The organism is Phormidium sp. FACHB-592, assembly GCF_014695795.1.
Classification (GTDB): Bacteria; Cyanobacteriota; Cyanobacteriia; order Leptolyngbyales; family Leptolyngbyaceae; genus Stenomitos.
This window is the reverse complement of record NZ_JACJOZ010000043.1, coordinates 39,583-54,333: the sequence shown is the minus strand read 5'-3', so window position 1 is coordinate 54,333 and position 14,751 is coordinate 39,583. Positions and strand designations below refer to the sequence as shown.

The 14,751-nt window shown below is 49.6% G+C and carries 6 protein-coding genes and 1 riboswitch; all 6 genes read left to right on the top strand.

Annotation, left to right across the window (positions count from 1 at the left end):
- The first annotated feature begins 203 nt into the window (after positions 1-203).
- The 6 genes from H6F86_RS10900 (at position 204) to H6F86_RS10875 (ending at position 14,746) form a co-directional block, all read left to right on the top strand.
- Positions 204-980, top strand: coding sequence for a peptidylprolyl isomerase (locus H6F86_RS10900; RefSeq protein ID WP_190448627.1), 777 nt, complete (start codon positions 204-206; stop codon positions 978-980).
- Positions 977-3,568: a type I secretion system permease/ATPase gene (locus H6F86_RS10895; protein ID WP_190448626.1), complete on the top strand. Its 2,592-nt coding sequence runs from the start codon at positions 977-979 to the stop codon at positions 3,566-3,568. Before H6F86_RS10900 ends, H6F86_RS10895 begins: the two co-directional genes overlap by 4 nt.
- 204 nt (positions 3,569-3,772) lie before the next feature.
- Positions 3,773-11,995, top strand: coding sequence for a cadherin-like domain-containing protein (locus tag H6F86_RS10890; protein WP_190448625.1), 8,223 nt, complete (start codon positions 3,773-3,775; stop codon positions 11,993-11,995).
- Positions 11,996-12,151: 156 nt separating this feature from the next.
- Positions 12,152-13,129, top strand: a complete 978-nt coding sequence (locus H6F86_RS10885; protein ID WP_190448624.1) for a cysteine synthase A — start codon at positions 12,152-12,154, stop codon at positions 13,127-13,129.
- 231 nt (positions 13,130-13,360) lie between these two features.
- Positions 13,361-13,427: riboswitch (Glutamine riboswitch) on the top strand.
- Positions 13,428-13,467: 40 nt separating this feature from the next.
- Complete coding sequence (locus H6F86_RS10880; RefSeq protein WP_190448623.1) at positions 13,468-13,890, top strand: DUF4278 domain-containing protein; 423 nt, start codon at positions 13,468-13,470, stop codon at positions 13,888-13,890.
- 124 nt (positions 13,891-14,014) lie between these two features.
- Positions 14,015-14,746, top strand: coding sequence for a hypothetical protein (locus H6F86_RS10875; RefSeq protein ID WP_190448622.1), 732 nt, complete (start codon positions 14,015-14,017; stop codon positions 14,744-14,746).
- Positions 14,747-14,751: the final 5 nt, after the last annotated feature.

The following is a 14,751-nucleotide window of genomic DNA, read 5'->3' as shown; positions in this document are numbered from 1 at the left end:
CTATCGACTCGTCTAAGTGATGCTTGCTCTTGAGGTTATGGCACCCTTAAGAACTGAGCTTTGCCCGATTCAGCGAACTTACTGTGATGGCAGCAATGTAACTGTAGAATTTTCGTAAAAACTTACTCGCTTTTTCGGTATTGCCACTGTAAATTCGGGCAAGATAGCAACAGACTCTAGACCTTAACAGACTTAGTTACTCCATGGAATTACAAGCAGCGGAATCAAAGGCCTTGTTAGTCGTTGATGAACAGCCCCTTTCTCTACGGCAATGTTTGCGGCATCTGCAAGCAGCAGGCAAGCTACAAGCCTTCGTTGGTGATATTCTGCGGCAGTACGTTCTAGAGCAATCGCTGGCAACCAGGCAAGATATTGAGATTAGCCCTGCGATCGTTGAGCAAGCAGTGATTGATTTTCGCTTGCAGCAGCAGCTTACAGATAGCAAGGTCTTTCAGGAATGGTTGAACCGCAACGGCTTGAGTTATGAACAGTTTCATACTCAAATCATGGGTAGTTTTAAGCTCGAAAAGTTAAAGGCACAGGTAACGAACGAGCGCCTGCAAGAGTACTTTATTGAGCGCAAAATCTTTTTCGATCGCGTTGTGCTGTCTCGCATTGTCGTTGCCAGCAAAGAGCTAGCAGAAGAATTGCAGAGCCAGATTGCGGAAGGGGCAAATTTTGAGCAGTTGGCACGAGAGTATTCCACCGCTGATGAGCGGGTTGCCAACGGCATGATGGGTCCAGTCAGCCGAGGGACACTGCCAGATGCACTGAGAGCTGCGATCGATTCTGCCAGTCCCGGCGAACTAGTCGGACCGCTAGAGTTTGAAAACTTTTGGGCAATTTTTCGAGTCGAGCAATTTTTGCCTGCGACCCTGGAAGACAACCAGCTACGGCAAGCGATGCAGAACGAATTGTTTGAAAAATGGCTATCAGAAAAAATTCAGACCATGACCGTTAAGCTACAGGTAAACGAATGATTACCAACGAACTAGCGACAGATTTACCCTGGGACGTACCGCCCCTCTCGTTCTTAAACCCCGACCAGCAGGTGCAGTTTAAGCAAGCTGCGACCATCCGTCGGTTTAGCCTAGGGGATATGCTCTGGTCTACCGATGAGCCTGGTAGTCAACTTTTGGTTGTCACCGGCAAAGTGCGACTAGTGCCCGAAGAAGGGCAATCAACCCTACTTAAGAAAGGTGACTGGCTGGGCGATCGACTGGATCTGCCCGGTTTCTGGAAGGCTCGAGCAGCGGACAAAGATGTGGTCATTGCCCAGTGGAAGGTCGAGCTATGGGATCAGGTCTTCTCTGCCGAACTAGAGCGCTTTTGGGCACTGCAACGCAATCACCATTTGCCCCAGACAAATGAGTCACCACAACCCGTTTCTGGCTTTCCCTTTGTAGCGGGTGTTAATACTGCTGCCGCCTGCTTAACCATGGCGGCTAGTCATTGCCAAATTCCGGCGCAGTTAGAGTGGGTACAACGACAGGTACGCGGACAGCGATCGGCTGAAGTTGTAGAAGCTGCCGAAAAGATTGGCTTGCAACTGCGACGGATTGATACTGCCTGGACTAATTTGCGTCAGCTTGGGCTGCCAGCACTGATGCAGTGGAAAGATAGCTCTGGTGCTGCAAGTGGTTCAAGCCTAATTTTGCCTCGCTCAGTGCGAGCTGCCATGGACTCAAACACACATTGGGTCATAGCATATGCAGTCAAGGGCGATCGGCTCATCGTGGCAGATCCGCTCAACCCCAGCCAAACCTGCGAAAGTATTCCACGATCGCTAGTCGAAAGCGTTTGGGATGGTCAGCTTTGGCAAATTGAGCAAATCCAGAAGCAAGAGACCTTTAGCCTTGCCTGGTTTCTACCAGCAATCTGGAACTATCGCAAACTGCTGGGTGAGGTGCTGCTGGCATCTTTCACACTACAAATTTTGGGGCTGGCAACCCCAGTAATTACGCAGGTTGTCATCGATCGCGTAATGGTACAGGGCAGCCTCTCTACATTGGATGTGATGGCGCTTGCCCTCCTAGGTGTAGCTTTTTTTGAAGCGGGATTAGGCATTCTCCGCCTCTTTATCTTTACGCATACGGCACGGCGGCTTGATCTTAGCCTCTCTGCCCAACTCTTCCGGCATTTAATGCGCCTGCCGCTATCGTACTTCGAGGCACGTCGTGTCGGTGATACGGTTGCCCGTGTGCAAGAACTCGAAAATATTCGCCAATTCTTGACCGGGACAGCCTTAACGGTCATTTTGGATGCGATTTTTGCTGTCGTCTACCTAGTGATTATGTTCGCCTACAGCATTCCGCTGACCTGGGTGTCGCTGGCTGTAGTCCCTCTCTTTGCGCTGCTGACGTTGACAGCAACGCCAATTCTGCGAAACTGGTTGAACGAAACCTTCAATCGCAGCGCCGATAGTCAATCCTTCCTGGTCGAAACAATTACTGGGATTCAGGCGGTCAAGGCGCATACAGCTGAACGGGTAGCGCGAGATCGCTGGGAAGGGCTGTTTGCTCGATTTATCCGCACAGGTTTCAAAGCCTCTACGACATCTAACATCAGCAACAATATTGCCGATTTTCTTACTCACTTCTCTTACCTGATTATTCTTTGGGTGGGTGCCAAACTGGTGATTGAGCAGAAGCTGACGATCGGTCAATTAATTGCCTTCCAAATGCTGTCGGGTAGAATGACAGGACCACTGTTGCGTCTAGTGCAGCTTTGGCAAAATCTTCAGCAAGTGCTTCTCTCGGTCGATCGTATTGGCGACATCCTTAATACGGCTCCCGAAGCTGAGGCAGGTTCAGGCTTGGTGCTGCCACCCTTGCAAGGACAGGTCGCATTCGATCAAGTATTTTTCCGCTACTACCCAACGCAAGAGCCTGTACTACGCGGTATTTCCTTCAGTGTACAGCCAGGAATGCTAGTAGGAGTAGTGGGGCGGAGCGGCTCCGGCAAAAGTACGCTCTCGAAGCTCATTCAACGCCTGTATCCAGTGGAATCGGGTCGCATTTTGATTGATGGGTTTGATATTAAGAGTGCGGACCTTGCGTCCCTACGTCAGCAGGTTGCCGTAGTGTTGCAAGAAGATTTTCTTTTCAATGGGTCAGTGTTAGAAAACATCAGCCTTGGCAACCCCGACATTGGTGCCGAACAGGTGATTGAAGCCGCACGACTGGCAGTTGCCCACGATTTTATTAGTGAATTGCAGCACGGCTACGAAACGAGTGTGGGTGAGCGGGGCACCGCTCTATCAGGTGGACAGCGACAGCGCATTGCGTTGGCACGACTATTCCTCTCCAATGCACCTCTACTGGTATTAGATGAAGCAACCAGTGCGCTGGATGCAGAAACTGAGCAGCAGGTTCTACAGAACATTCAGAAAGTGTCGCAAAACCGTACGGTGTTTTTGATTGCCCATCGCTTTGCACCGCTAAAACGAGCTGATTTAATCGTTGTGCTGGAGAAGGGGGTGCTAGTTGAAAAAGGCACTCATGACGATCTGCTGCGGAGTAAGGGCTTGTATTGGTCTCTCTACCAGCGCCAGCAGGCAACGGTTTAGGTAGTTATGCCTTCCAAGTGGTTGCGTCAAGGTTAATGCTCCGCACAGCAGTACTGCTATAGCTTGTCAGGGTTTCTACGTAGAAACCCTGATTTTTTTAGTTGCAAAACAGGAGTTCTGTGAAGATATAAAAAATAATCGTTACTTTGTGAGCAAAACAAGATGAGAGGGGCAACATAGCAAAGCCATCGTAGTGTGACAACAATGCCCGCAGATTCCATCGGTAACACGTTAGCGACCGCTAAACCTATCTTCCCGATCGCGAGTACACAGACGCTGACCGAGTTTATCGGTGTAGACGCTGGCACTCTCGATTCTAATGATTATTACAGCTTCAAACTGACCCGTGCTAGCAGTTTTACGTTATCGCTAACGGGGTTAAGTGCCAATGCAGATGTCCAGATACTAAACAGCGCTGGAGCGATCGCTACAGATACAGACGGTTCCGCGCTGAGTTCGTCCAACACTGGCACACTAGCAGAATCCATCAACGGTATTCTCAACCCCGGCACTTATTACATTCGCATCTTGCCAGGACCAGCTACTGACCCGCTTAATCCGAGCAGTACAACTCCCAGCACCAACTACAACATTAACGTCACTGCAAATAGCAATACTAAAACAGACATTCTCTGGCGCAACTACGCAACTGGAGAAAATGCTACTTGGGTAATGGATGGTACTACCCTCGTATCTGGCGCATTCCTTCAACCAACGCCAGATCTAAACTGGAACATTCAGGCAACTGGAGACTTTAACAATGACGGCAATACCGACCTTGTCTGGCGCAACTACGCAACTGGACAAAATGCCTTTTGGTTAATGAATGGAACGACACTTGCATCAGCTACATTCTTTACCACTATTGGCGATCCTAACTGGCAGATTCAAGGCGCTGGAGATTTTAACGGAGATAGTAACACTGACCTTGTTTGGCGTAACTATGCTACTGGTGAAAACGTTGTCTGGTTTATCAACAACTTTACGCTCGCGTCCAGTACCTATATAGAGTCATTGCCAAACCTTAACGTTCGCATTCAAGGTGCCGCTGATTTCAACCTGGATGGTAGTCCTGATATTATTTGGCGTGACTACTCTTCAACCACGAATAATAACTTCATTTGGTTGATGAATGGTACAACAAAAGCTGGTGTAGCCGTACTGCCAACTGTCGCTGACTTCAGTTGGCGTATACAAGGAACCGTTGATCTAAATTATGATGGTAATTCAGATCTTCTATGGCGCAGCTTTGCCACGGGAGAAAATTACGTCTGGTTTCTTAAAGACACAACCTTTAGTTCAGCGGCAGCGTTACCCACTACAGCTGATTTGAATTGGCGAGCAACGCCCCCCTTTAACCGATTACTTCCAGCGGTGCGTGCCGATGCCGCTGGCAACCTAACTACTACAGCTTTCTCGATCGGTCCTATCAATGGCAATGGCACCTATCGTGATGCGGTTAGCGGTACTGATGCAAACGATTACTACCAGTTCTCTGTTGGTAGTACCACACGACTTAGCTTGGCGTTGAACGGCGGAGGCAGCGGAGGCAGCGGCGCATTTAACGGTAATCTAGATCTGCGGCTGTATGATGCCTCTGGCGGCGTTGTAGGAAGCTCCTTAAATGGCGGCAATGCTTCTGAAGCACTTACAGTCGATAATCTGATAGCAGGAACTTACTACATTCAGGTTGCGGCAGTAGATGGCAGTAGTCCCTATGCCCTAAACATTAGCGCTAATAATTTACCTGTGCTGGTCAGCAATAATGCGTTGACTATCAGTGAGGGCGCAGCGCTAACAATTAGCAATACTTTGTTGCGGGTGACAGATGAGAACAATACGCCTGCTCAACTGACATATACGCTAGCAACGCCTCCAGATATTGCAAAAGGTAGCCTGCGCTTGAATGGGGCAGCGATCGCTCAAAATAGCGTCTTTACCCAGGCTGATATTGATGCTGGCAGACTCAGCTACAGCCAGAACGGCAGCGAAACACTCGCTGATAGCTTTGTCTTTAGCGTGTCAGACGGGGTTGGAGGCGTAATTGGTAATACTACCTTTGCCGTTAATATCATTCCTGTTAACGATCTACCGACACTAGTAACTAAGCAAGCGCTGACACTTAGCGAAGGTGCTGCTGCCAGTCTTTCCAGCCTCAATTTGCTTGTTACTGACATCGAGCAAACGGCAGCGCAGTTAATTTATAGCCTCAATGGTGCGCCAACTAACGGTAGTCTGCTGTTAAATGGCACAGCAATCTCGGCAGGAGGCACTTTCACCCAAGCTACTATCAGCAGCGGCACGAGCTTAAGCTATAGCCATAATGGGTCTGAAACGGTAAACGATAGCTTCAGCTTCACTGTTACCGATGGAGCTGGTGGTACCGTCCTGCCATCCCCGCAAACCTTTAGCATTAGCGTTACACCTGTTAACGATGCTCCGGTACTTATTTCAAACCAAGGGTTGACTGTCACCGAAGGACTTGCGCCAATCATCACACCGCTGATGCTGCAAACCACTGACGCTGAATTTACAGGTCCTAGCATTTCGCCGCAGCTTCCAGACCGGATTATCTATACGGTAAGCACGTTACCTATCAACGGCACAATCTTTGTTGGCAATAATGTACTTGCTGCTAACGGTACGTTCACGCAGGCAGACGTAAATAACAACCGTATTCTCTACAATCACAACGGCAGTAACACGAATAGTGACAGTTTTGTCTTCAGTGTCTCTGATGGCAACACTGCTACTGCCAACTCAACCTTCAACATTATTGTTTCGCCTGTCAACTCGCCGCCTGTACTTAGATCAAATGGAGGCTTGACCCTTAGCGAAGGAGCAACAGTTAGTATTGGCGGTACGCTGCTGGAGGTTACAGACCCAGACAACCCACCACCACAGATAAGATATACGCTGGGTCAAAAACCACTAAATGGTGACTTAAAGCTCAACGGCACCGCTTTAACGGCTGGACAAACCTTTACGCAGCAAGATATCAATACGCTTGACCGCCTGACGTATCAGCATAATGGCAGTGAGACCACCAGTGATAGCTTTAGCTTTACAGCTACCGACCCATTTGGAGCCGCAATTCCTAGCGCAACTTTCAGCATTGCAGTGACCCCAGTTAATGACGCGCCGCTATTAGTGTCCAATGTTGGGCTAACGCTCTCGGAAGGTTCTGCTGGCAGTATCACAACAACACTATTGAGTGCCACTGATGCTGATAATTTAAACCCACAGATTATCTATACAGCTTCGACACCAGCCCACGGTAGCCTGGTTCTAGGGGCGACAACTGTTACCAGTTTCACGCAGGCTGAACTGGCAGGTGGTCAACTCAAGTACGTGCATGACGGCAGTGAGTCGATTTCAGATAGCTTCAGCTTCACACTTAGCGATGGTACAGCGACGACCGCCTCCCAGACCTTTAACATCTCTGTAATTCCAGTCAATGATGCACCTAGCATTGTTAATAATCTTGGGCTGACGTTGGCAGAGGGGGGAACCACCACGATCGCCAGCACTATCCTTGCTATCACTGATAGCGATGGTCCGGGTCCGTTAACTTATACAGTGGGCACTAGCACGACCAGAGGCACTCTAAAGCTAGGCACGGCAACCCTCTCAGCGGGGCAGACATTCACTCAGGCAGATATTACAGGCAATCGTCTCTCATATACTCACGACGGTTCGGAAACGACTGCAGATAGCTTTACTTTCACAGCGTCTGATGGCTCTACAGGCGCACTGGCTCTTACGACCTTCAACATTGCGGTGACACCTGTTAATGACGCGCCTGTTCTGGTTTCTAACGGCGGCATCACACTCCTTGAGGGTGCGCTGACCACCATCAGCAGCAGCGTGTTACAGGTGAGCGATGGCGACAATCCGCCACTGACAAACCTAATCTATAGCGTGACCAGTGCACCTACAAACGGTACGTTGTCGCTGGGTGGTAGCGCTGTGACTAGCTTCACGCAGGCGAATCTGAACAGTGGGCAACTGGTCTATCGGCACAATGGCAGCGAATCGCTGTCTGATAGTTTTTCTTTCAACGTAACTGATGGTGTGGTGACAACGCCAGTTGGTCCGAGCATCTTCAATATTACAGTCACGCCTGTTAACGATATCCCCGGCATTGCTAGTAACCTGGGGTTGACATTGGCAGAAGGGGGAACCACCACGATCGCCAGCACGGCTCTATCAATTACCGACAATGACGGTCCTGGTCCTTTAACCTACACATTAGGCACTGGCACGACCAGAGGCAATCTCACACTTGGTGCTGCAACATTGTCGGCGGGGCAAACCTTTACGCAAGCAGACATTGCCAGCAATCGCCTCTCGTATACCCATAATGGGACAGAGACGACTACAGATAGCTTTACCTTCACTGCCTCAGATAGCTCGACCGGTACGATTGCACTCACGACCTTCAGCATTAACGTCACACCAGTTAATGACGCGCCAACGCTGACAGTTCCGGGCTTCCAGTCAGTGAATGAAGATCTCCCGCTTGCTTTTACAGGAGCAAATCGCATTAGTGTCAGCGATGCAGATCTTGGCAGCAATCCTTTAGTGGTGACGCTCTCAGCTTCTGGTGGCACACTCAGCCTCAATCCTGGTAGCCTGACTGTAACCAACAACGGCTCCAATCAGGTTACGCTGACCGGTCAGCTCACAGCAGTCAACAATGCGCTAGGTAGCTTGGTCTATAGAGGACTCTTGAATTTCAACGGTCCTGACACAATTAGTATCGCTGTGACTGACCAAGGTAGCACTGGGGCTGGTGGCATACAGACGGATACGAAAACGATCGACTTGATTGTCAACCCCATTAATGATGCGCCGACCTTAACTGTACCTGGGGTACAAACTGTCTTAGAAGATGCAGTGCTATCACTGGCAGGCTTGATTGATACCACTGATGCTGACTCAGGCACTAACCCCGTTCAAGTGACTCTGGGTACGCTGAACGGGCAGCTTACATTAGGAACAACAGGTGGACTTACCTTTGCTGATGGTTCAACTAATGGCGACGGTACACTTAGCTTCACAGGTGCGATCGATAGCGTGCAGGCAGCTCTAGAGACTCTCAGCTATCAAGGCAAAGCCAACTACTTCGGTACGGATACCATAACGCTCAAGGTGGATGATCAAGGGGCTGTTGGCGCAACCAGTGCGTTAAGTATCCAGAGAACAATTTCGGTAAATGTCATCCCTGTTAATGATGCGCCTATTTTTACAGCAGGCACTGACCTAGTTGTAAATGAAGATGCGGCACCACAAACGGTGAACTGGGCAACAGGCATTTCTACAGGACCAGCTAATGAAGCCAATCAGACACTGAATTTCGTCACCTCGAACAGTAACGCTAGTCTATTTACCACTGCACCGACGATCGACCCTACAGGCAGACTTACCTACACGCTTGCGCCCAATGCTAACGGTGTCGCTACTGTAACAGTCAACTTGAAGGACAACGGCGGTACGGTTAATGGTGGTATAGATACTTCGCCCGCCAGCACCTTTACGATTACGGTAAACCCCGTTAACGATGCGCCGTCCTTTATAAAGGGCGCGAATCAAACCATTGCAGAAGATGCAGGTGCACAAACAATCACTGGCTGGGCAACAGGGATTTTGGCAGGACCAGCTAATGAAGCAGCTCAGCCACTCAATTTCCTGGTCAATACTGATAATCCGTCCCTATTCTCGGTTGCTCCCACCATAGATCCTGCAACGGGCACTCTCACGTATACAGCGGCTCCCAATGCTAACGGTACAGCGATTGTGACCGTGCAGCTTAGAGATGGTGGTGGTACGGAGCTAGGTGGTGTAGATAGCTCTGCACTCCAAACCTTCACCATCAACGTTACGGCAATCAACGATGCACCTGTCTTCACTCTGCCGAACCCACCAACACTCAGTGAAGATACGACATTAGCAATCGCAGGCATCAGCCTCCGAGACGTTGATTCAGTCAGCAGCCCACTCGTAGTCACACTCTCTGTAGCTAACGGCACGCTCCAACTAGGCAATACTACTGGACTCACTATCACTGCTGGTTCTAACAACAGCGGCAGTGTCGCCTTCAGTGGCACGCTCAGCGACATTAATGCCGCCCTGTCTGGTCTTAGCTATCGTGGCAATCTGAACTTTAATGGGTCGGATACATTAACGCTTACCGCTAATGACCAGGGCAATACAGGATCTGGACCGATCGGTATCGACAATAGAACGCTGGTTCTAACTGTAACTGCTGTTAACGATGCCCCCGTCATCAATGTTCCGGGCAGCCAAACAGTAGATGAAGATACTAACCTGACACTTTCTGGCATCAGTCTTGCAGATGTGGATGCAAGCGCGAGCCCGATTACCGTAACCCTCTCAGCTGTCAACGGTACGTTAACCCTTGATCCGCTGGTCGCGGGTACTACCACCCTCACGCTGACCGATACGCTGGATAACATCAATACCGCGATCGCCAACCTTACCTATAGAGGCAAGCTCAACTACAACGGAGCCGATACGATTACCATCAGGACAAATGACCAGGGCAACACAGGCTTTGGTGGTCCGCTCACCGACCTCAAGACGATCAGTGTTAATGTCAATGCTGTTAACGATATACCAGTACTGACTGTACCAGGCGCACAGACGGTTAATGAAGATACCAACCTGGTCTTCAACTCAGGTAGAGCCATCACACTAACCGATGTAGATTCTGGAGTTAGTCCGATTCAAGTGACCTTTGCTGTCAGCAATGGCACTCTAACACTAGGTACGGTCGGTAGCGGCGGCACACTGACGGGTAGCGGTACTGGTGCTATCACCTACACTGGTACGTTGGCAGCCCTAACCCCCGCACTTAGCACCCTAACCTATCGCGGAAAGGCGAACTACTTTGGTGCTGATACGCTCAATGTTACCGTTAATGACCAAGGCAATACAGGCTCTGGTGCACCTGGCATCGTCACTAACTCCGTTGCCATTACCGTTACCTCGGTAAATGATGCTCCCCTTCTGCTGACAAATCGGGCGCTGACATTAAGCGAAAGTACCTCTAGTGTGATCACCAATTCGCAACTCCGCTTTACAGATGTAGATAATACGCCTGCTCAGCTTGTCTACACGCTATTTAGTGCTCCCAACCCTCTGACAACAGGCAGTTTACGCCTCTCAAACGGCAGTGGCACTACCCTTACTCTGGCGACTGGTGGCACGTTTACTCAGGCAGATGTCAACAGCGGCTATCTCTCCTACGTTCATAGCGGCAGCGAGACAACGAGCGATAGCTTTACCTTCAGGGTCTTTGACAACACGCCGGGTAGTATTACAGTTCCTGGTAGCGGCGAGGCTACCTTCAACATTGTGATTAATCCGGTGAATGATGTGCCCACGATCGTTAACAACACCAGACTTAGCCTGACCGAAGGCGCAACGACTACTATCTCCAACACCTTGCTGCGTGTCAGTGATGCCGACAACACAACGGCTCAACTACGATACACCTTAAGTAGCAGCCCAAATAATGGGAACCTGCGGTTGAATGGTAGTGCGCTCACCTTAGGACAGAGCTTTACTCAAGCTGACATTGACTCCAACCGTGTCTCTTATCGCCACAACGGTAGCGAAACCAACAGTGACAGCTTCATCTTTGCGGTGAATGATGGCGCAGGCGGAACAACCGGCAGTAGGACATTCAATATTGACATTGCCAATGTTAATGATGCACCGACGATCGTCTCGGTAGGTCCTGCCACAGTGAACGAAGGTGCAACGCTGAATATTACCAACACGTTGCTGAGAACCTCTGATCCAGACAACTTAACCTCTGAGTTAAGATATACGCTGCCAACCGTACCCCTCTCGGGCGTACTCCTGCTGAACGGTACAACACTGAACGCAGGCGCAGTTGTAACGCAACAGCAAATCGATCAGGGCTCACTCACCTATGTCCATAATGGCAGCGAACCGACGGGTAGCGATGTCTTTGTCTTCCGAGTGTCAGATGGCGCAATTACCTTGCCCGATCGCGTCTTCAACATCAACATCAATCCTATAAACGATCCACCAACGTTAGTAAGCAACAGTGGCTTGCTCTTGGCAGGCGAGGCGCCTTCACTCACCGTTATCAGCAACGACTTACTCCAGGTGTCAGATGTTGATAACACAACGGCTCAGTTGACTTACACACTGACATCTGTACCAAATCCAACGGTCGGCATTCTGCGACTTAATGGCACTCAGGTTACTGCGGGAGGAACCTTCACTCAGGCAGATATTGATTCAGGTAGTCTCAGCTTCGACTACCTCGGTAACGGCACTAGTGAAACCTTCCAATTCTCGGTGTCGGATGGTGGTACAGGCGGCACGCTTTCCAATGGGTTCTTCTACATCAACTTCAGCTACTCGTAAGCTGAATCACCAGTAACGTAAACTGGAACCTGACGGATGCTGTGCAGTCATTGTGCAGCATCCGTTTTTTGTGAACGTTCTGCCTCTAAAAGGAGATCGTCAGACTGGTCGCTTTACGCCAAAATCTTTATAGGGACTTACTAGGTAGTTTGCAGCATGGATATCAAGAGCGGCTTCATCGACGCGATCGGCAACACCCCACTAATTCGGCTGAATAGTTTCAGCGATGAAACGGGTTGTGAGATCCTGGGCAAGGCAGAATTTCTGAACCCGGGTGGCTCGGTCAAAGATCGGGCAGCACTATATATCATTCAAGATGCTGAAGCAAAAGGTCTGCTTAAGCCAGGAGGAACCGTTGTCGAAGGCTCTGCCGGTAATACGGGCATTGGGCTAGCGCATATCTGTAACGCCAAAGGCTACAAATGCCTGATCATCATTCCCGAAACACAGTCGCAAGAAAAAATTGATCTTTTGCGAACCTTGGGTGCCGAAGTGCGTACAGTTCCCGCTGTGCCCTATAAAGACCCAAATAACTACGTCAGGCTTTCCGGCAGCATTGCCTCAGAGATGGAAAACGCAATTTGGGCGAACCAGTTTGACAATCTAGCAAATCGTCAAGCCCATTACGCCACGACTGGTCCCGAAATTTGGGCACAAACAGACGGTAAGGTCGATGTCTGGGTTACTGCAACAGGTACAGGCGGCACCTATGCTGGAGTCTCTCTTTTTTTGAAAGAAAAGAATCCTAGCATTCAATGTGTCCTTGCTGATCCTATGGGGAGTGGGCTCTACAGCTACGTTAAAACAGGTGAACCAAACCCAGAAGGCAGTTCTATTACTGAAGGCATTGGCAACAGCCGTGTGACTGACAATATGAAGGGTGCCCCAGTCGACGATGCTACCCAGGTTCATGATACTGAGGCAGTACGAGTGTTGTATCAACTACTGGAAAAAGACGGACTATTTATGGGTGGCTCAGTTGGCATTAATGTGGGAGCAGCGACCGCCCTAGCAAAGCAACTTGGTCCTGGACATACAATCGTCACCATACTGTGCGATAGCGGCAGTCGTTACCAATCAAAACTTTTCAACCGCGACTGGCTAGCAACAAAAGGTCTGCTGCCGCATCGTTAGAGCAGTAATATCTCGGCAAAGTTTTAGAAAACGAATGATCGCTGGTTGCTCTAGCTAGCGGTCATTTCGCTATGTGTCGACTACAGCCAATTATCAACACCTTGCATCTCGCTATACGAACCTATCAACCTGCTGACCATCCGATCGACAGATCTTAGCGCACATAGTATAAAGTTTCACTAAAGTGCTGTTTGCCCCTAATTCTGTAGCTTATAATACAGATATAAAGAAAACGTTCATCTAGCCGCTAATTAAATTCGGCAGACGGAAGTAGGGAGAAGTCCCGAAGGAACGCGCCTCATTCACCACACAACGCATTTAACCAAGAGGCGAAGACCATGCAACTTACTTACCGTGGCGCTCATTATAACTATACTCCCGGTGGTGCTGAAGCCGATCGGGAAGCAAATGTTTTCCGCGCCCTCAGACCTACTTATCAACTTCATTATCGCGGCACCGTTTACGCTGTTGACCCTAACGTGGAACCGCGTCGGTCAGTTGCACAACCTGTTGGACCGTTGCACTACCGTGGTGTCGCTTACTCTTTGAATGGTGAGACCTTCCCCACTAGCAGAAAGGCAGTTTCTGTTGTACCGAGCAGACCCGCCTTTAATAGAAAAGCGGCTAGCCCCGCAGAGTTTGCAGCCGTTCATCGCGACAATCTCTACAAAAACTTGCAGCACCGTCTTCAAGTTGCACGGGATAAGCAGGACCAAACCTTGATTAATTTGCTTGAACGTGAGCTACAGCAAATTGTGTAAGTAGTTGAGCGTAGTTAAACTCCTGATAAAAAGCGGTGCAGATTTTCTGTGCCGTTTTTTTGTGCCATTTTTGCACTCTGCGTGTACTATGGCTGGCATTGAAAGGATGCCGTGAGGAGCTTGCATGATGGCAACAAATCAGCCGCACAGATCAGTAAGGCATTTCGCTCAGGCTGTAGGCAGCTTAGGTCTACGATCGCAGTTTGTAAGTATTTGGGCGATCGTTTCTCTTACAACTGCCGCAGTAGGTCAAGCCCAGCAAGTTGTACCACTGCCACCCCCCCCAACGGTCTCAGTACCAGGATTGACAAACGCACCCTTGTCCATAAACTCAACCGCAACACCTAGCGGCGAAACCGTTTTTCTAGCGCCAATCAATCGGCAGGGTGCAAGTAGTCAATACACTGTTTATGTGAATGGAGATAGCTCCTATCTGTTGCAGCAAGTGCAAGCCATTGAACCAAGTGCGTCAATTCAACGCTACCAGGGACAAGCCATCATTCAAGCCAGAACTTTTGGCGATGAGGCAAGTGCGCGACGGCTAATTGCTGCTCTCAATGCCCAAGGCATTATTGCTGAAATGACAATGGGTAATGCAGAAATGACTGCCGCACCCTCGAAAGTTGTTACAACCAGCCGCTATCTGGTAGTTGTTCCAGGGAGCAGAGAAGAATTGCCCGCATTAACAGAGCGAGTAATTCGGATGGGTATCCGTCAAGAAGCCATTCAGGAAAAGAATGCGCCGTTAGGTCCACACTTAGAGATTGGTCCCTTCGCGCAGCATAGTGATGCTAAGAAGATTAGCCAATTTCTTAATGGGGGTGGTTTTGATTCGCGGGTGTACTATAGCCGTTAAAATCA

Bases quoted from the DNA above. Each gene is read 5' to 3' on its own strand.
- H6F86_RS10875 (WP_190448622.1), top strand. From the start codon at position 14,015: ATGATGGCAACAAATCAGCCGCACAGATCAGTAAGGCATTTCGCTCAG.
- H6F86_RS10880 (WP_190448623.1), top strand. From the start codon at position 13,468: ATGCAACTTACTTACCGTGGCGCTCATTATAACTATACTCCCGGTGGT.
- H6F86_RS10890 (WP_190448625.1), top strand. From the start codon at position 3,773: ATGCCCGCAGATTCCATCGGTAACACGTTAGCGACCGCTAAACCTATC.
- H6F86_RS10895 (WP_190448626.1), top strand. From the start codon at position 977: ATGATTACCAACGAACTAGCGACAGATTTACCCTGGGACGTACCGCCC.
- H6F86_RS10885 (WP_190448624.1), top strand. From the start codon at position 12,152: ATGGATATCAAGAGCGGCTTCATCGACGCGATCGGCAACACCCCACTA.
- H6F86_RS10900 (WP_190448627.1), top strand. From the start codon at position 204: ATGGAATTACAAGCAGCGGAATCAAAGGCCTTGTTAGTCGTTGATGAA.